This is a genomic window from Marinococcus luteus, from assembly GCF_034497705.1.
Lineage (GTDB): Bacteria > Bacillota > Bacilli > Bacillales > Marinococcaceae > Marinococcus > Marinococcus luteus_A.
Genome location: NZ_JAXRUV010000008.1, coordinates 42,787 through 61,635, shown reverse-complemented (window position 1 = coordinate 61,635; position 18,849 = coordinate 42,787). Strand labels below are relative to the sequence as shown.

General features: G+C 49.5%; 18 protein-coding genes and 1 riboswitch. Of the genes, 6 read left to right on the top strand and 12 right to left on the bottom strand.

What is annotated here, in order from left to right; all coding sequences use genetic code 11:
• Positions 1-20: 20 nt before the first annotated feature.
• The 4 genes from Q9M42_RS12535 to Q9M42_RS12520 all read right to left on the bottom strand — a co-directional run bounded on the left by Q9M42_RS12535 (position 21) and on the right by Q9M42_RS12520 (position 3,121).
• Positions 21-656 (bottom strand): NAD(P)-dependent oxidoreductase, encoded by a 636-nt coding sequence (locus tag Q9M42_RS12535; protein ID WP_322526809.1) that lies wholly within the window; start codon positions 654-656, stop codon positions 21-23.
• Between the two features lie 257 nt (positions 657-913).
• Positions 914-1,357, bottom strand: coding sequence for a class F sortase (locus tag Q9M42_RS12530; RefSeq protein ID WP_322526808.1), 444 nt, complete (start codon positions 1,355-1,357; stop codon positions 914-916).
• A 131-nt stretch (positions 1,358-1,488) separates the two neighbouring features.
• Positions 1,489-2,253, bottom strand: a complete 765-nt coding sequence (locus Q9M42_RS12525) for a sulfite exporter TauE/SafE family protein (RefSeq protein WP_322526807.1) — start codon at positions 2,251-2,253, stop codon at positions 1,489-1,491.
• Positions 2,254-2,392: 139 nt separating this feature from the next.
• Entirely contained in the window at positions 2,393-3,121 is a 729-nt protein-coding gene (locus Q9M42_RS12520) for a VC0807 family protein (protein ID WP_322526806.1), read from the bottom strand.
• A 92-nt stretch (positions 3,122-3,213) separates the two neighbouring features.
• Here Q9M42_RS12520 and Q9M42_RS12515 point away from each other — a divergent pair, with 92 nt between their 5' ends.
• The gene (locus tag Q9M42_RS12515; RefSeq protein WP_322526805.1) at positions 3,214-3,840 is read left to right on the top strand and encodes a uracil-DNA glycosylase; all 627 of its coding nucleotides are present in this window, start codon (positions 3,214-3,216) and stop codon (positions 3,838-3,840) included.
• 57 nt (positions 3,841-3,897) lie between these two features.
• Here the strand turns inward: Q9M42_RS12515 and Q9M42_RS12510 are convergent, their stop codons facing one another.
• Complete coding sequence (locus Q9M42_RS12510) at positions 3,898-4,143, bottom strand: hypothetical protein (protein ID WP_322526804.1); 246 nt, start codon at positions 4,141-4,143, stop codon at positions 3,898-3,900.
• Positions 4,144-4,862: 719 nt separating this feature from the next.
• Here Q9M42_RS12510 and Q9M42_RS12505 point away from each other — a divergent pair.
• Positions 4,863-5,612: a GNAT family N-acetyltransferase gene (locus Q9M42_RS12505; protein ID WP_322526803.1), complete on the top strand. Its 750-nt coding sequence runs from the start codon at positions 4,863-4,865 to the stop codon at positions 5,610-5,612.
• Between the two features lie 45 nt (positions 5,613-5,657).
• On the opposite strand, the gene Q9M42_RS12500 is transcribed toward Q9M42_RS12505, so the two are convergent.
• The 5 genes from Q9M42_RS12500 to Q9M42_RS12480 are packed head-to-tail and all read right to left on the bottom strand — an operon-like array spanning position 5,658 to position 13,928.
• On the bottom strand, positions 5,658-7,124 hold the full coding sequence (locus tag Q9M42_RS12500) for a YjiH family protein (protein WP_322526802.1): 1,467 nt from the start codon (positions 7,122-7,124) through the stop codon (positions 5,658-5,660).
• 43 nt (positions 7,125-7,167) lie between these two features.
• On the bottom strand, positions 7,168-8,907 hold the full coding sequence (gene atzF, locus Q9M42_RS12495) for an allophanate hydrolase (RefSeq protein WP_322526801.1): 1,740 nt from the start codon (positions 8,905-8,907) through the stop codon (positions 7,168-7,170).
• A complete protein-coding gene (gene uca, locus Q9M42_RS12490; RefSeq protein WP_322526800.1) occupies positions 8,904-12,536 on the bottom strand; it encodes an urea carboxylase in 3,633 nt (1,210 codons plus the stop codon). The genes atzF and uca overlap by 4 nt, the downstream gene beginning before the upstream one ends.
• A gap of 23 nt (positions 12,537-12,559) precedes the next feature.
• On the bottom strand, positions 12,560-13,204 hold the full coding sequence (locus Q9M42_RS12485; protein ID WP_440972327.1) for an urea amidolyase associated protein UAAP2: 645 nt from the start codon (positions 13,202-13,204) through the stop codon (positions 12,560-12,562).
• Between the two features lie 19 nt (positions 13,205-13,223).
• A complete protein-coding gene (locus tag Q9M42_RS12480) occupies positions 13,224-13,928 on the bottom strand; it encodes an urea amidolyase associated protein UAAP1 (RefSeq protein WP_322526798.1) in 705 nt (234 codons plus the stop codon).
• A 62-nt stretch (positions 13,929-13,990) separates the two neighbouring features.
• A riboswitch (guanidine-I (ykkC/yxkD leader) is annotated at positions 13,991-14,097 on the bottom strand.
• 289 nt (positions 14,098-14,386) lie between these two features.
• Between Q9M42_RS12480 and Q9M42_RS12475 the strand changes: the two genes are divergently transcribed.
• The 3 genes from Q9M42_RS12475 to Q9M42_RS12465 all read left to right on the top strand — a co-directional run bounded on the left by Q9M42_RS12475 (position 14,387) and on the right by Q9M42_RS12465 (position 16,623).
• Positions 14,387-15,115, top strand: a complete 729-nt coding sequence (locus Q9M42_RS12475; RefSeq protein ID WP_322526797.1) for an ABC transporter ATP-binding protein — start codon at positions 14,387-14,389, stop codon at positions 15,113-15,115.
• The gene (locus Q9M42_RS12470; protein WP_322526796.1) at positions 15,112-16,140 is read left to right on the top strand and encodes an ABC transporter permease; all 1,029 of its coding nucleotides are present in this window, start codon (positions 15,112-15,114) and stop codon (positions 16,138-16,140) included. Before Q9M42_RS12475 ends, Q9M42_RS12470 begins: the two co-directional genes overlap by 4 nt.
• Before the next feature lie 153 nt (positions 16,141-16,293).
• Entirely contained in the window at positions 16,294-16,623 is a 330-nt protein-coding gene (locus Q9M42_RS12465; RefSeq protein ID WP_322526795.1) for a DUF3243 family protein, read from the top strand.
• Between the two features lie 54 nt (positions 16,624-16,677).
• On the opposite strand, the gene Q9M42_RS12460 is transcribed toward Q9M42_RS12465, so the two are convergent.
• The gene (locus Q9M42_RS12460) at positions 16,678-16,824 is read right to left on the bottom strand and encodes a hypothetical protein (protein ID WP_322526794.1); all 147 of its coding nucleotides are present in this window, start codon (positions 16,822-16,824) and stop codon (positions 16,678-16,680) included.
• A 183-nt stretch (positions 16,825-17,007) separates the two neighbouring features.
• Positions 17,008-17,523, bottom strand: coding sequence for a DoxX family protein (locus Q9M42_RS12455; protein WP_322526793.1), 516 nt, complete (start codon positions 17,521-17,523; stop codon positions 17,008-17,010).
• Between the two features lie 195 nt (positions 17,524-17,718).
• Here Q9M42_RS12455 and Q9M42_RS12450 point away from each other — a divergent pair, with 195 nt between their 5' ends.
• On the top strand, positions 17,719-18,843 hold the full coding sequence (locus Q9M42_RS12450; RefSeq protein WP_322526792.1) for an NADH-dependent flavin oxidoreductase: 1,125 nt from the start codon (positions 17,719-17,721) through the stop codon (positions 18,841-18,843).
• Positions 18,844-18,849: the final 6 nt, after the last annotated feature.

The window sequence follows — 18,849 nt, the reverse complement described above, 5'->3', positions numbered from 1 at the left end:
GGTCCTGCTTTTTATCGTATTTAGTTGCTCAATACAGGAGCTTCCCTGGAGAAGTCACTCGTTTCAAGCTGTTCGTACAGAAAATCCACCAGTGTCTGGCGGTAGAGAGTGTTTTTCAGGTCATGCCGGCCGGGATAGCCTGCGGTCGGCGCGTTTTCGCCGGAAGGCTTATCGGAAAGCACCGGCACCCGGACGAGCGTCCAGTCCAGATTTGACTGGCGGATAATATCAGCGGCATTCGCATTTTCATTCGAGCCTTTAAACTTCGCCACTTTCCAGCCCGTGGTAAGCAGACTGAACCGCTTGGACGTGCCGTCCTGTGGGGTTTTTACATCCGAGCTCGTCACAGCCACAAGACGGCTGATGCCCCGCTCCTGCATCGCGTTTACAATGTGGGACATTCCTGTGCTGAGCGGTGTGCCCTTCGCTGCTTCCTTGCGGCCGAGCAGGCTGACTACCGCATCGGCGCCCTTCAGGGAGTCGTAGACGTTTTGATAATTCGTAATTTTTCCTTCATGAACAGTTAAATTTTCATTATCAATCAATAATTTTTCCGGCTGCCGGGCGTATACTACTACTTCACTGCCCTCTTTTAATGCTTTGCGGACAAACCGTTTTCCGGTGTTTCCGGTCGCGCCAAATACAACTATTTTCATTTCGGTCCCCTCCTGTTTGTTCACACTGCTTTTTCCATTGTACCGGAGATGGAGGGCAAACCCAAACACAGTCGGGAAAACATAAATAAAAGGAGAGCGATTGAGGCCCCGGTTGCTCAATCGCTCTCCTTTATATCCATCGATGTGTTAATCTGCTGCCAAAAGCCTCTGTTCACTTTCTTCTGTAAGCTTCGTATAAATGACGAGCCGTTCATCATGCGTCCCATGTTCCTGTTCGAACGTGCCGGTGCAGGTGATCAGAAAAATACAGAAGGTCCGTCAATGCTATCTACGTGGCCTGCCATCACGGCATTGCCTTTCTCTCCCGGCTCCGGACCCGGCTCGAACCAGGCTACTCCTTTTTCGCTCGAGGGTACGCCCATCTGTCCATTGTCCAAAACCCCTACCGGCTCTAAGGGAGCCGAGACATCGATGGATGGAACAGATAACTCTTCAGGGTCAGAGAGCGATATATCCTCTTTTTCTGCAGAAGCAGCCACTTCCTCCACCCCGGTCACGCTTTCTTTTTCTGCCGGAGCGGTCGTATCTGTTTCTGAAGCTTTTTCCTCTCCCGCCGGTTCCCCCGAAAGTACTTCCGTTTCCGGCGGCGGAGAAAATACAGGAAGGAGGGCGTAGACACCGAAGCCAATGGCGATAGATATCACAGCAGCTGTAAGCACCGTTACTATCCAATGCTTCATACCGCCTGCCTTCTTTACCTGCATGATGCTTTTTTGCAAGAACTACTCAGTTTACGCACGAAGTTTTTGATTGGATCACTTTTATTTAAAAAAATTTAAGAAAAATAAAAAAGCCTTCTTTTGAAGACTTCTTACATTAAATAATCCCAGGCGTTTTTAGCGATTAAAGCGATGGTTACGATGATAAACAGCATCTTCACGTAGGCCGAGCCTTTTTTAATGGCGACATTTGCGCCGACGTATGCACCGGCAATCATCGCAGCCCCCATCGGCAGACCGTACGCATAATGAATCGAATCAAACCAGATAAACGCGAGCAGCCCGCCAATGTTACTTGCAAAATTCAGCACCTTGGCGTTTCCGGCAGCTTCGACAAAGTTGAAGCCAAGAAAAATAAAGGCAAACAGCAAAAACGAGCCCGTCCCCGGTCCGAGAAAGCCGTCATAAAATCCGAGGATCACAGCAACAAGCGCACCAACGATCCACACCTTCCGAGTGATGCTCTGAAACGTGGACAGGCTGCCCAGATTTTTGTTCACAAGCGTATAGATCGTCACCACGACAAGCAGAATTAAAATGATCGGCTCCAGAATATCGGGCGGGATCCGCTGCACGACGATTACACCCAGGACCGAACCCACAAACGCCAGGGGGAAAAGCGTAAACACGAGGCGCTTATTAATCTGGCCGTGCCGGAGAAACGAAATCATACTCGTCCCGGAGCCCATCGTGCCTGCAAGCTTATTCGTTCCAAGCGCCGTCTGCGGCGACATACCCGTAAACAGAAGCGCCGGCATGGCAATCAGCCCGCCCCCGCCGACTACCGCATCCACAAATGCGGCGAGAAAACCGATCAAAACTAAAAACAATAATACCGATAATGAAAACTCATCCATATGTATGCAGCCCGCTTTCTGTAAAAAACAAACATGTCCCTGCTATTTTACCGATTTCCGGCTGTCATTTCCACCCGTTTCCATTCCCCATCCGCCTCCCAACAACCTAAAAAAGCAGCCGGCGCCGGCTGCTTTTTGTTTACGTTCGTTGATCAGATGTTTTTTTCCGCTCGTTTTCCAGCGTTTCTTCCTCTTTTTCTCCGTCCTGCTCTTCGTTTTCGGCATTTTGACCGCTGTTGGTGATTTCCCCGGCGTCGATACCGTCTTCATGCAGCCATTTGGCAATAAAGATAAACCCGACAACCGCGATAAAGCTCATGGTCCACGAAAGCACCTGCCGCAGAATAATACCTTCGTCGAAGGCTTCCACGCCATAGCTTTGCACAAGCCAGATTTTAACGAACGCGAGAATAAATTCCCGAAGGGCAAAAAACAGCGTGATCGCCTGAAACACCCATAAGTATTTGCGCACGTAAAACTGCTTTTTCAGCTGCTGGCGGTCCCCGCCCTGCAGCTCCATAAAATCAACGGTGAAAAAGAGCCAGATCGGCCGCATGAAAATGACGGTTAAAATAAAAAACGCACCCATAACAAAATCGTAGTAAATATTATTCCACAAAAGCTGCAATCCGCCGCCGGCAATAAGATCGAGGACGGTGCCGATAATCAGGGTAGCGATCATATAGATCCCGAACGTATTCACCTTTTTCAGCAGTACGAAGCGGTACACTGTATAAATAATCCCCGGTACCGAGGATATAAGCATCGCTATATAATCACCTGTATAATCCCGCGCCATGTTCCAGATAAAGATTGGAAACACGACGTAAAATATAATGTCAAACCACATAATGTGCTTCTGCTGCACGCGCCCCACCTCCTTCATATATCCTATCACAAGTATGGAATATTTCGCGCCCGGGTATAGAAAAGTCAGGACGTATGCAGGAGGGAATACATATGCTGCCAGAAGCCGCAGTGAAAGAAGCGAAAAAAAGAATGGAGGGACATCGGTGTGAAGGTTTTCTTAACGGGCCAAACCCGGTCGATCCTGTCGTCATGATGATCGGCGAGGCTCCGGGTGAAACGGAAATTACAGGCGGCGGCCCTTACGACGGACGCGCCGGGAGGCAGTTTCTGTCCTATTTGGAGGCTCTGCCATTTCCGTTGGAGGGCATTTACGTCACCCGCACGATTAAAAGCCGTCCGTACCGTTGGGGCAAAACGCCGTCCGGTGCCCCGCGCAAATATAACCGCACACCGAACCAAAAGGAAATTATGGCCCATGCCCCGCTTCTCGATTGGGAGATCCGCTCGGCTTCGCCGAAGATTCTGTGTCCGATGGGGCGCACCCCGTACTGGCGGCTGTTCGGGCGTTCACCGCGCATGCCTGATACGGCCGGCAAATACTTCATGTCCCCTATTCGGCAGATGAACGCTACAGCGGAGGAGTACATATGGAGCCGGGAGCACTATATGATTTTCCCGCTGTATCATCCGGCAGCGAGCCTGTATAACCGGTCACTTGAACCTTTGATCCGACAGCATTTCTATGCCCTTGCCGGCCTTTGTGCCAGGTTCACGTAGGGTCTGGAATGCTCTGTGTTCTGCTTGTATGTTATAGTGACTGGGTGGAATAATGCATTACACATGCATATTTTCCCGTGTGTATTCATGATGGAGAAGTTCGGAAAATTCAGGTAATTCAGATACTATGGTGATGATCCACTCCTGCATCCGGTAGCTTTTTACGGCATTGTACAGTTCAGCATTGTCACGACAGAAATAAATCATGTATCCCTTTTTCTTTAAATAATCCAAATCCGTTTCCCTTCCGACAATGACTTCACTTAATTTTCTATCGCACCAGTACGCGTATCGAAGCTCCATATTACCCATCTCCTCCAGAGGTTAGTGGACTAAAAAGCCAGCACCAAGAAAGCTCTTGATACTGGCTGTGAAGAAAAAGCACTCTGTCTTTTCTCATACGGCCGATGATACTGGCATTTTATATTACTGCTGATACTTAAGAAAAAGTCACGAAACGTCGGCATTATTTCCAACAATCTTATGATCAATATATTTAAATTATCATATAAATAATGAAATATCTACCTTTTTTATTATATATATTATAAAATATTAACAATAAAGGGGAATTCCAGTGATTGATATTCAAGCGAAACAAAAGGATATTGCGAGCTACGTTGGACGTCTTCTCAGGGATTCTTTTGGAAAAGGGCCCCAGGCGGCCTATGTGAACCTGGGGAACCTATGCCATTGTTTTCCTTCGCGAATTCATGTCTTCCATCGAGGAGCATCGCGGTACAGGTGAACAACCGGGCGATACTGATTGTACGGACCGGCATACTCGTACCCATTGAAAAAGGCTGATTGTCCTTAGATACGAGGACGTTTTAAAAATTGCCAAACGCGAGCTCGAAAAGGAAATATTCATGGAGGAGGATTTTTTTACCGGCCTTTTAGGTGCGAAAGTGGAAGATATTTTTATCGACTGGAATTTTGAAAAAGACAAAAGTACAATTATTATCGTAACAGCTCCCGTAAAATAACATTTCTTTATTACACCACTGAAAGGCCTGATATCCGTGATTCCCATTACGTTTCACCATGTGCATACTCCGGGGTCGCTCATCGAAAACCACCGCGATTACCGGCACTACCATTCCATGGAATGGAAGGATCATTTCGACAGCAATTTTATTTCATTTAAACAGATGCCGGCTCCTGATTACTTCCAGGAAATCGAAGCTTACTTACGCGATTTTCACAGAGCCCGGGGCCAAAAGCATTTGAAATTTCATTTTCCGCCGAATACAGAGCTCCCACTGGCATTAAATCAGTATCTGCACAGCACCCTGTATGATGTGAGCGTCATGGAGCTGTACGCCATCCGGCCGGATGACTTTCCGCGAAAAAAAGACCCTGAAGGATGCGATATCCAGCGCGTCGATGTTGAAAACCTGCCCGCTTTTCTCGCGATGCAGCTTGAGCAGGACCTCCCTCTCGGCGAAGCGTATGCGGCCCAGAAACAGCACATGCTCGAACAGCAGTTTTATGATGCTTCGTTTATTCAGCTGATCGCCTACCACCACGGACGACCTGCCGGCTTTGTGGAACTGATTGCCGGCGACCATGCTGTAGAAATGGATAACCTGTTTGTACACGATGAACTGCAGCGAAAAGGCATCGGCCACGCCCTTCAGCAGTTTGCCATGAACCTTTTTCCGGATAAAGCGATCTTTCTCGTCGCAGACCAGGAGGATACCCCGCGTGACATGTACCGAAGGCAGAACTACAAACGGCTCGGCTTTCAGTACACCGCTATTTTTCAATAACGTGAGTGCAAGCGAAAAGACGCCCGCAAAAGGCGTCTTTTTTGATCAGTACATCATATGCATAAACAAAGCAATAATGGGGATGGCGATTAAGGTGCGCTGAAAGAAGCAGACAACCAGTTCCCAGAGCTTTACCGGCATTCTCGTTGCTTTAATGACAACAATGGATTCAGAAAAGAACACGATCTGTACTAACGAGAGCGTCGTTACAAAATAAATCGCCCCTGCTTCGAGTGCCGCCAGATCTCCTGCAATTAAAAGAACCGGCAGAAACATTTCAGCAATACCCACGGGGATCGACGGGGCGATCATTGCCGCATTAGGCACACCGAGAATATTTAAAAGTGGAATGAACGGCATGCCGAGCCAGTTAAACAACGGAGTATACTCAGCAACGATCAGGCCGGTGATACCGATAGAAGCAAGCATGGCCACCACCCTCGGAAGCACACCAAGTGCTCCCGCTACACTCGTCTTCACTTCTGAGCCAAGCGGCCGGGCTGTTTCAGCCCTTTTGGCAGCGCGCTGAAAGCCGCGAGGAATAATGCCAAACTCAAACTGCGCCTCACCCTGTCTTTCTTCTTCAGTCTGCTCCCGTCCGTCAAAATAAACGTCGGGCTGCTTCGACAGGGGCGGGATCCGAATCATAAAGAAGGAAATAATAAACGCAATCAGCATACCGGAAAAGTACACCTGCAGAAAATCCTGGCTTAACTCTGCTGTGTTAATGACAAGCACTGCAAATCCGACACTGACTGCGCTGAAGCTTGTAGCAATTGCTATGGCTTCGCGCTTTGTATAAACATTCATCCGGTACAGACTGCTTGTAATTAAAATAGCAACAGAAGATGAGCTGACAAAAGAAGAAATAGCGTCTATCGTGCTTTTGCCAGGCACCTTAAACAGTGGTCGCATAACCGGCTCCAGGATCGAACCGATAAAATCAAGCGCCCCGTAATTTAACAGCAGCGGCATAAACACAGCGGCCAGCGGAATGATCCAGCCAACGGTAAGCACAATCGACGGGATAATCGTGCCGCCTGTATCCGGCCCCACCATCCATACCGGGCCAGTGAACCCGGCAAAGCTGTCGTGAAGAGCGTACACTGACATAAAGACTGCACCCAGCACGTAGAAGAAAATGTGTACGCCTGTGTCGCCCCCGTAGTAATCCAGCAGCCGTCCACTGCGTTCCGGAAACAGCTTTACGTAAATACTCGTAACGGCGTTGGCAAGCACCATGACCGTAAACAGCCACAAACTAAAAGGCACAGAAAGGTTCAAAAGAAAGTTGTACAAGTAGCCGAAAACGACATCAGTTTCCCCGTCCACTACCACCGGAACAAAGAAAACAATTACAGCAATGGAGGTCAGCAGGAATGATTTGATCAATCCTTTTCTCAGCTGTCCCCGGCTGATTTTCTGTTTATCCAGTTCCTTCCCTTCGAGCGGTGCTGTGTCTCCAGGATTTTTTTCCATCTGGTCCAAATCCTCATCAGCTATGTTCTTCATTTATATGCTCCTCCCTGCGAAACATTTTGCATAATTGGCTTTTTTACGTCGATGATTTAGCCGCCTCTGCGTTTTTCCAGCCCTTGAAGGAGCTGATATCTTCTCCTTCGGCACTGCTTTCGCAAATAAAGCCCATCACGCTGCGTCCATCGTTCAGCTTGACCGTGCCGATACCTAACGGAGCAGGAATCTTTGCGGCAAACTTCCCCACCTCCCCGATCGGCATCCGCCACAGCTCAACCTCAATTTCTTCTCCCGTCTGCTCCCGTATTAAGCCGGGCTTGGCCGGTTCGCTATTCAGGCGGATCAGTTTATATTTCGGGGCTGTCGATGCTTCTTCCACGAATTCGGCCCGGTGCTCTGTCATCTGCTTTTCAAGCGGAAAACCTCTCATATGGAGCCCGCATACAGCAATCAGCTTTTCGGCTGGTTCTTCCGGCAAAGAAAGCTCTGTCCGCTGCCAGCTTTCCGCCGCACCCATGAGCAGACTTTCTGCGTCTGAACGGCTGAACAACGTCACACCAAAAGGTACCCCCGGTGCTGCTTCCCCGCCAGGAAGTGCTATCGCACTCATATCAAGCAGATTGCAGTGATTCGTATATTTCCCCATGTCACTGTTTGTCTGTACCGGGTCTTTTCGAACCTGTTCTCTTGTCCACGTCCCTCCACATGTCGGAAGCACGAGCACATTGTTTTCGAGCCACTGCCCGGTACGGTGCTTAATTTCCTGCAGCCGGTGCATCGCTTCGAACAGCTCTGCTGCCCCATATGCCCTGCCCTCTCCTTTGGAAAGCACTTTTTCGGTTACTGGGAAAACTTCATTGCGGTGTTTTTTCACAAATGAGCCAAGTCCTGCCCAGCGTTCGGCAATCCAGGGACCGTCATACAGCACCGATGCCGCTTCGCTTAGTATGGACGTATTTATATAGGCTACTTCCTCTGCTCCTGCTTCAAGCTGCTCCACTGTTTTTTTCCATGCTTTTCGGTACTGCTCCTCATATGGGCCGTAAAATTCTGGTTCTTCTTCCGGCAGCAGCCATTTTTTCGGTTTTTGCTTCTTTAAATGACCGAACGGCTTCGACCAGGGATCATTCAGGTCGACACCTCGGGCTACCTGATCTACAAGAGGAATATCATTTATCCCCCAGGCAAATACCGTCACACAGTCCAGGCTTTCACATGCCGGCACGACGCCGGCGATCGGCCAGGCGCCAAGGGATGATTTCCACCCGATCAGCCCATGCAGTGCGGCCGGCACCCGCCCGGACCCTGCAGTATCTGTACCTAGGGAAAAGGCAGCCAGACCGCAAGCTACCGCTACCGCAGAGCCTGCACTTGACCCGCCGCTGATCAATTCATCCTTCTGCCCGTTGTGCGTTTCTCCGTAGGGACTTCGTGTGCCGACGAGCCCTGTCGCAAACTGGTCCAAATTGGTTTTCCCAACCGGAATGGCGCCGGCGTCCACGAGCCGCTTCACTACGGTCGCGTGCTTTTCCGGAGTATAGGTGTATGCTTCACAGCCAGCTGTTGTCGGCCATCCCGCTACGTCGATATTATCCTTCACAGCAAACGGTACGCCCCACAGCGGAAGCTCCTCCGGTGAAAAGGCAGCCAGCCGGTCAATATAAGGCTGAATCCGCTCTTTAGATGGAGGCAGCACCCAAATGTTTTTGTGCTGATATTTCCCGGATCTTTCGAGAATGCCGGCTATCACTTCTTCGGGCTCTATACTTCGGCTCCGATAAGCTCTTAACAGCTGCTGTACATTTAATTGTTCTGTCATGTAACCGACACCTCGCTTTCTTTTTCTGCACGCAGGCCGACGATTAACTGCCCTGCCTGCACTTCGTCTCCGGGCTCCACATGAATGGAAGCTACGTACCCTTCTTCAGGAGCCTGCTGTGGAAATTCCATCTTCATGCTTTCCTCAATGACCAGCACATCGCCTTTATTTACGTACTGTCCCTCCGTTACTTCGACCTTCCATACACTTCCCGGCATCGAGCAGCGAACAGCTGTCTCGTCTGCGGGCAGCTCTTCTTCAAGCACCGCAGCATTTCCGCTGTCATCCTCGATATGCTCTGCAATACCCTGCTCTTTCCAGCGTTCACGTTCTGCCTGAAAGGCTGCCTGCTGATTTTCTTTAAATGCAGCAGCACTTTCCTGAATCGACTCCTGGAATGCCAGGTACTCGCCCAGATCGAAGGTTGTTTCTGTAATATCTGCTTCAAACCGGCCGCGCAGGAAATCCTCCCGCAGTTCCGTCAGTTCTTCATGCGTCACCGGATAATACTGAATCTGGTCGAAAAAGCGGAGCAGCCACGGTTTTCCGGGCTCAAAGCTTTCCGTTGCCTGCAGCCGGTTCCACATCTGGATGGTCCGGCCGACAAACTGATACCCGCCCGGGCCTTCCATGCCATACACACACATATATGCCCCGCCGATACCGACTGCATTCTCCGGCGTCCACGTCCGTGCGGGGTTGTATTTGGTTGTCACAAGCCGGTGTCTTGGATCTGTCGGCGTAGCAAGCGGCGCCCCGAGATACACATCACCAAGGCCAAGTACCAGATAGTTTGCGTCAAATACAATCTTCTTTACGTCGTCAATACTTTCAAGACCGTTAATGCGCCGGATAAATTCCAGATTGTCCGGGCACCACGGAGCATCCGGCCGTACGTTCTGCTGGTAGCGCTCGGTGGCAAGCTGTACAGACGGGTCATTCCATGAAAGCGGAAGCTTTACGATCCGTGAAGGCACCTGAATCGACTCCAGCGGAGGAAGATCCTCGTCAATCCGGAGCACATGCTGTGAGGCCTCCTGGACCGTCATCTGCAGCGGATCAATATGAATCTGCAAAGAGCGAACTCCCGGAGTCATTTCAATAACTGGCAGCACTCCCTCTTTTTCCACTGCTTCCATGAGCACCTGCACCTGAAAGCGAAGCTTCAAATCCAGTTCCATCTCGCCGTATTCCACCAGCAGATACTCATCACCGCTCATCCGGACGGTAATAGGAAACCGGCGCCCCTCCTGTGCATTGACGAGCAGCGGGTATTCCGGATCCAGCACGTCATTTTCATCTGGCAGCACCGCTGCTTCGACCGACTGGCCTGCTCTTACTCCTTCAATTAACCGCTCCTGAGCCTGACGGAGATCGTTTGCTTCTTCAATCGTCAGCAGCTGAAAGTGCACCTTGTCTCCAGGCTGCAGCTGGCCGATTTTCCAAAACTCCGCAGAAGCTGTTGTCACCGGGCAGACGAAGCCTCCCAGGCTTGGGCCGTCCGGACCGAGCAGGATTGGCATATCCCCTGTTAAATCAAGCGTTCCGACCGCATAAGCATTATCATGAATATTGGATGGGTGCAGGCCGGCTTCTCCCCCGTCTTCACGGGTCCAGGCCGGCGCAGGCCCAATCAGGCGCACACCGGTCCGGGAGCTGTTAAAATGCACTTCCCATTCTGCTTCTGCCAGCTGCTGCAGATATTCCGGCTGCAGAAACTCCTGGGTACAGTGCGGGCCGGGGATCATACCGAGCGTCCACTCCCTCTTTAATTCCGGACGCGCATCCGCAGCAAGCGACTGCTGCTTTTGGCTGTCTGCGCTGCCACGCACACCGATAATATCCCCCGGGCGCAGGGCTCTTCCGGCATGTCCGCCAAACTCCCCAAGAGTGAACGTAGACGAGCTTCCAAGCACCTTCGGTTTATCAAACCCACCTTCAATCAGCAGATAGGTTCTCATGCCTTCGGTAGTTTTACCGAACGTCAGCGTCTGGCCTTTTTTGGCCTGCACCGTTTTATATAAAGCGATGACTTCTCCCTCAAGAGCAGCTCCCATGTCACCGCCGGTAACACAGAACGTGAGGTCATCCCGGAAAACGTAGGATCCTCCCTGCAGCGTCAGCTCCAGACCGCTTGCGTCTTCCGGATTATTCAGCAGTGCATTTCCAAGTCTGAAGGCGAAGGGATCCATCGGCCCGCACGGCGGGACACCGACGTCCCAATGACCGGTTCTTCCCGGCACGTCCTGCACGGTCGTCTGAACGCCTCCGTCCAGCACCTCCAGTGCTTTTTCCGCCGGATCGAAATCATTCAGCAGGCGGGTAAATACGTTTCCTTCCCGTACCCGGGGCTCCTGCAGAAGTCCGCGGACGTATTGACGGTTTGTGGTGACTCCGTAAAAACGGGTTTCTCCAAGCGCCTCGTACAGCTTATTGAGAGCCCCCTCCCGGCTGTCGGCGTGCACGATGATTTTGGCAAGCATCGGGTCGTACAGCGTTGTCGTCTCCACGCCGTTTTGGATCCAGGTCTCGTTTCTCGCCTTTTCCGACAGCATGACATGGTCGATATGGCCGGCGCTCGGACGGAAATCGCGGCCGCAGTCTTCTGCATACACCCGGGCCTGAATGCTGTGCCCTGATGAGGCAGGCACTTTCGCCGCAAGATCCTTCCAGCTGCCGGCTGCTTCTTTTACCATCCATTCCACGAGGTCGATGCCAAGTACTTCCTCTGTTACTCCGTGCTCTACCTGAAGGCGGGTGTTTACTTCCAGAAAGTAAAACTCGCGTTCATCCGGATCGTACAAGAATTCGACCGTACCGGCACTTCTGTATCCTGACGTCTTCGCCAGACGCTCGGCAGCCTGCCACATTTCCTGTCTCGTTTCCTCTGTAATATTTGGTGCCGGCGTTTCCTCCACAACTTTTTGGTTTCTCCGCTGCAGCGAGCAGTCCCGTTCGCCTAATGCCACAACCTCCCCGCTGTCATTGCCAAAGATCTGAACTTCGATGTGACGGGCGCTTGGAATGTACTTTTCCAAAAACATGCCGCCGTCATTAAAATTGGATTCCGCCAGGTGTTTAACACCTTCATATGCTTCGTGAAGCGACGATTCATTTTCGCAGATACGCATGCCTATTCCGCCGCCGCCAGCCGTGCTTTTTAAAATGACCGGGTAGCCGATGGCCGCTGCCTGTTCCACCGCTTCGTCCCGCCCTGAGAGAAGATTTGTGCCGGGGAGCAGAGGAACGCCTGCTTCCTTAGCAGAAGCACGGGCCGTATGCTTTAGCCCAAACAGCTCCATCTGCTCCGGCTCCGGTCCGATAAACGTAATGTTCTGCTTCGCGCATTCGCGTGCAAAATCAGCATTTTCACTCAGAAAGCCGTACCCGGGATGAATCGCGTCCGCTCCTGTTTCAAGCGCTGTTTCCAGAATCTTTTTTTCATTCAGATAGCTTTCCTGCGGGGGCCCTTCACCAATATTTACTGCTTCATCGGCGTATGCCACGTGAAGACTGTCGCGATCCGCTTTCGTATACACAGCTACAGACGGAATATTTAATTTTTTTAATGTTCTTTCAATTCTGACCGCAATTGCTCCACGGTTTGCAATGAGTACCTTTTGAAACATTCAGCCTCTCTCCTTTTAGTAATTTATTTATCCCAGATGAGTACACGAAGCGGTGTTGGATTAAAACCGCTGCACGGGTTATTCAGCTGCGGGCAGTTGCTGATGAGGGCAGTTACTGCACACCTGGCTGTCATTTCTACATAATAACCGGGTCCTGAAATGCCGTCATCAAAATCTAGGCCGCCTCCCGGCGTGACCGGCACGTTCATGAAAAAGTTAATATTCGGCGCAATATCGCGCTTGCTGTAGTCATGACCGTATTTGGCCAGCTGGTACATAAACGTATCGCGGCAGTTGTGCATCGGCTCCCGGTCATGAGCGTAACGGACCGTATTGCTCTGTGACGAGCAGGCTCCTCCGAGTGTATCGTGCCGGCCGACTGTGTCTGCCGTAATTTCAAGCAGATCCTTTCCGGACTCGGCTTTCAGTAATGAACCTGCCGTTAAATAAATATTGTTTTGAGCGTTGATGGTGTTAATCGCACTGTAATGATCCTCCGGGTGCTCCGTATCAAAAAAGAGCGTATCAGCTGCTTCATTTCCTTCCACATCTTCAATCCGGAACACCTGGCCGGGCTGCAGCTCTCTGATCCACCCTTCGCCTGCCGGAATCAACTGTTCATATACGGCCGTTTCCGCGGTTCTTTCACTTTGTACCTTTGCGAGCATATTCATGTTAAACTCCCCTTCACACTAGTAATGAATGATATTCCCATGTATTTTCGAACGCCCGTCTGTTTTCCGGATGATAGTTGACGCAATAGTCCTGTTCGTCTGCTTCCTTTACATTAAATACTTCCATTTTCACCGGGACTGACGGAAAATTCGCTGCCGGGTCCTGTGGATTTGGCGTATTGGAGATAATCATTAAGCTGTCCATTTCCAGACGGAGCGTCACCGTGTCACCCGCCTTGGCGTGCTCCGGGTCAAAATGCATGCTGCCGGATTCATCGGCATAGATTTTTGAAAATAAATTGATATTCGGCACCAGATCTCTTTTCGTTAGGCCGTGACGCATCAGTTCCTTGACGATGTTTTCCTCACCGCTCCGGTAGTAATCGTTCAACAGCTTTTGAAACGTGGTTTCACCGTACTTGCTGTCGGTGCCTTCTCTTGTCGAATAGCCGCCGATAGGATCATGCCAGCCTGAGCTGTCTTCAATAATGCTTGCCATTGCCCGGCCATTATCGGTCATCAGAATGTTTCCCTTCGTAAGTTTCGATGTGTGCTGCGCCTTTAACGAATCGGGCATATTGTAACGGTCTGTCGTATTTTTAGCGTTGTACAGCAGAAGTGAAATGTTGGCCCCGTCTTCGAGTGCGGTAAACCGGACAGCTTTTCCTTTTGCCACCACATTCGACCATTTGCTTCCTGCTTCAATTATCTTTTCCATCATGAAGCCTCCCTTGGTATTATAAGCACCTGAAATAAATAAAAAGCCCGGAAGAGTTTTCACTCTCCCGGGCTTTTGTCCCTCCGTGTATACAGACATTACTGCCCGTACCGCCTTCTCTCGGACCTGACCTTCTTTTTCAAGAAGCGGAACCCTAGAAAGCATTGGCGTTTCCAGCTGGCGGAAACCTATATACTGTTTTTGCTGTTGATTTGTAGTCTAAGCAACATCACCGCAGAAAACAACTTTTATGTAAGCTTATCTAACATATTAATTTCCAGACTTTTTTCAGAAAGACTGGAAGGCTTTCTGTGAAAAAATATAATTAAGCAGGATAGTGTTGCCCACTGATAGAATAAGGAACAATAACGGCTGTTCGCAGAGTCTTGTTGATTTATACTGTTTATTTGAACAAAAATATAATTGTCATAAGCATGTCTATCACAGGAGGCCTGATAATGGATATTCATGTTTCGCATGTAAATAAATCTTTTGATCGAAAGCTGATCATCAACGACATTACGTTCACGATTCCGTCCGGAGAAATCTGCTGTCTGCTCGGCCCTTCCGGCTCTGGCAAAACAACACTGATACGCCTGATGATCGGAGCCATCGCCGCGGACCAGGGAACAATTCATTTTGAAAATACTCAAATGCCAAGCATGGAAATGTTAAAAAAGATTGGGTTTATGCCCCAGCACAATGCGCTGTATGACGACCTATCGGCTGAAGCCAATTTGAAATTTTTCGGGGGCCTTCACCGACTCGGCCAACACCGGCTTGAAAGACGTATTAAGGACGTCCTGGAGATGGTGGAATTAACAGAACACCGAAGTCGGCTGGTCAAAAAATTTTCCAACGGTATGAAGAAGCGCCTGTCGCTTGCGGCTGCGGTTTTACACTCTCCCACTATATTGTTTTTGGACGAACCAACCGTTGGCATCGATCCTGTTCTGCGCCGCAAGGTTTGGGAGCAATTTCAGGCATTTAAACGTGCCGGCACAACCATTATCGTTTCCACCCATGTGATGGATGAAGTGAATGAATGTGACCGGGCGGCTCTCATTTATAATGGCAGCCTGATTGAATATGACGCCCTGCCAGCCCTGCTTGAAAAAACGGAAAACGGTCGCGTGGAGGAACTATTTTTCATGGCTTCGAGCAAAGAAGAAGGCGATTCAAAGTGATTTATTTAGCCGGACGCGTCATTCGACAGACATTAAATGACAAACGAAGCGTCATGATGATTTTAGTGGCACCGCTGCTGATTTTAACCCTGATTTCTTTCCTGCTCGGTGATTCCGATTACGTACCGGTCGTCGGAATTGATAAGAACACCGCGCCCAGTTCTCTCATAGCCGCTCTGGACGAACAGGAGTTGAATACCATTGATGTTACAAATAATGAGGCCCGGCATGCAAAAAGTTATTTAAAAGAGCACAATAAAGTGGACGCCGTTTTGATCCTCTCTAAGGATGCAGGCATGAGCCTCACTTTGTATGAGCCATCGACCAAGAGTACGAAGGCTGCCAGTGAGATTCAATCAGCAATGGCCTCCTTAAACCCCTCTGCTCAAATAAACAGCTCCTACGTTTATGGCTCGCAGAACCAGTCAACCTTTGATTCCCTCGGATATGTGTTTCTTGCCCTGTTCGCATTTTTCCTGGTGTTTATCATTTCAGGGATAGCGCTCGTAAAAGAGAGGAGCGGTGGCACACTCGAACGATTATTGATGACGCCGATCAAACGGGCAGAGGTGATTCTTGGCTATACTATAGGCTATGGGGTTTTTGCCGTAGTTCAAGCCATTCTCATGGTGCTGTATTCCATGTTCGTCCTGCAGCTGGATTCCGCAGGAAACATCGGCTGGGTTTTACTCACAATGGTTTTATTGGCTATGACCGCTGTTTCTTTTGGGGCCACGATCTCTATTTTCGCCAGCTCCGAGTTACAGGTCGTGCAGATGATCCCATTTACAATTATTCCACAAGTGTTTTTTTCAGGACTGATCCCGTTGGACCTGATTCCTTATCACCTTGGTAACCTTTCCTATATTATGCCTATTTATTACGGTGCTGCCTCCATTAAAGGTGTCATGGTTTATGGGCACGGCTTTCTTGACATTTGGGAGCACCTGGCGGGTTTAGTTGTATACGCCTGTTTTTTATACCTGGTCAACACTCAGGCACTGAAAAAATTCAGGAGACTCTAGTCCTGCAAAGATGAATTTTAACGAAATATTAGTGCAGTCCCCTTTTCTGCTATTATCTCCTGTGTATTATGCCTCATCTTTTCTTCTTTTTGTTTATTTTTTCCTTTAAAAAGGAAAGCCCTTACTAATACTCAATCTAAAGGAGAGATAATGATGGCAGAAGATCCAAAAAAAGCAGAACAGTACGTTGAAAAACTGGACCAGGAAGACAAAGACCAGATTATGCAGAATTTTAATACATTCAAAAACTACCTGGGCGATCAGGTGAAAAAAGGAGAAAGCATCGGCCTCGGAGAAAAAGGACTGGCGAAAGCTACTAAACGTGTCGCCGATCATCTGGCCAAGCACGAAGAGCCTCGCAACCGGGAAGAGAAAGTATTGAACGAGCTCTGGCAGAATGCCGAAAAAGATGAAAAAGATGCTATTGCCAAAGCGCTCGTCCGCATGGTCGACCAAACGAATAAAGACGAAACCGAAGCATAAAAAAATCCCGCTTTTCAGTAGAAACTGAAAAGCGGGATTTTCATTTATCCACTGTCAGCCGCCCTGTATAGAACGGTAGATGAAATAAGCGATCACGAGTACAATGGCCACCGGCAGGATAAACTTAAAGAAACAGCCGGCCATACGAATAGCCAGAAAAACAAATACGATAAGCAGCAGAATACCTATAATAAATTCCACGGATACGGCCTCCCTTCTAAAACACAGCTATCTATCAAACATTATTAACTATTTTTCACTTTAATACTGCTATCATATATCTTACCACCACGGGCTTTTCATAAACATTATTCCGCGCCTTTCGATACTATTACACATTTCTTCATGCAAAAAAGCCCTCATACAAGGGCTTCTCAGCTGCCGCTATGCGGCTTTTGGTGTTTGTTGTTCTTTAGGCCCCCGTCCGACTTTTCCTTTTAAAGCTGGAACAAAGCGGTCGAGACCGATTTTACCGGCATTACCTTTACCAACCAGAATGAGGATAGCGAGAATAAGCATGATCGGGTTCGTCGACACTGTACCCGCCAACAGAAATGCCATGTTCATCGTGCCACCGAAGAAGGCAGCAGTGGTTGTAAACAAGCCAACAATTAAGCCGGCACCTACCAGTACTTCACCCCACATGACGAGAAAGCCAAACAGGCCGGCATTCGGAATAGCGACATTTTCCAGGAAAGCTGTGTACCATGGGTAAGCTGCTGCTGTGCCCCCGCCCTGCATAACCGGTTCAGCGACCGCTCCCTGCAGGAAACCGCCAGGATTAAAGCCCTCTGTAATTTTCCCAAGTCCTGAAGTGAGCCACGTCCAGCCTAAGTACAAGCGTGCTACCAGAAACAGTACCGTCGCGATCGTCGATTCCTTCAAAAAACGAATAATCATTATGAATCCTCCTTTTGTGAATATATTCACAAACTTCTTATCTTTAATATACCATATTTAATTTTATTGTGAATCATTTCACATGAATGGACACAAAGTGTTCATATATGTAAGATGATGAAAACGATAAGCAACATTTTCGCGAAGTCCTTTTGGATCGTGCTATAGTATTCTGGCAGAAGGAGGGCTTAAGCAATGAACGAAAAATATACCCCATTATTTCAACCTTTGACATTACCGAATGGAGTTACACTAAGAAACCGCTTCGTACTGGCGCCATTAACCCATGTGTCCTCCAACGAGGATGGCACCATTTCCGACCGCGAGCTTCCTTACATTGAAAAACGGTCGGAGGATGTCGGTCTCGCTATTACCGCAGCAAGTAATGTAACTGCTCTGGGGAAAGCTTTCCCCGGACAGCCGTCGATTGCCAGAGACTCGGATATCGAGGGCCTGCGCCAGCAGGCCGCTGTCATGAAAAAGAACGGTGCAAAAGCTGTCGCCCAGATCCATCACGGCGGAGCCCAGTCTCTGCCCAAATTAACTCCCGGTGGTGACGTGGCAGCGCCAAGTGAAATTGAACTGGCGAGCTTTGGCGAGCCGCAAAAGCATCAGGCGCGGCCAATTACTAACGAAGAAATCAAAGAAACGATTCAGGCGTTCGGGGAAGCGACGAGGCGTGCAGCCCAGGCAGGCTTCGACGGCGTGGAAATCCACGGCGCCAACCACTATCTCATTCAGCAGTTTGTGTCTCCGTATTATAATCGCCGCGACGATGAGTGGGCTGACCCGTTTAAGTTTCCACTGGCTGTGGTCCACGAGGTAACCGCCTCAGCCAGGGAATACGGCGGCGACGATTTTATCGTGGGCTACCGTTTCTCCCCGGAAGAAGCCGAATCCCCGGGCATCACGATGGAGCTGACGAAGGAATTGATTAATCATTTGGCCGAGCAGCCGCTGGATTATTTCCATGTGTCGCTCATGGATATTCATTCCGAAACACGGGAAGGCCAGTACAACGGACAAAAACGGATTCAATTGATCCATGATTGGATTGATGGCCGTGCTCCGCTAGTCGGTATCGGCTCCATTTTTACGGCAGACGACGCCCTGAGTGCTCTGGAGACTGGCACAGAACTAGTTTGCCTCGGACGGGAATTGCTGCTCGATTATCAGTTTGTGCGAAAAATTCAGGAGGGCCGCGAGCACGAGATCAACGCCACCTTTGATCCAAACGAGCCAACGAAATACCATGTTCCAGAGCCGCTATGGCAGCAGCTTTACAATGGGTTTTATCCACTGCCGAGAAATGACGGCTGACACCCT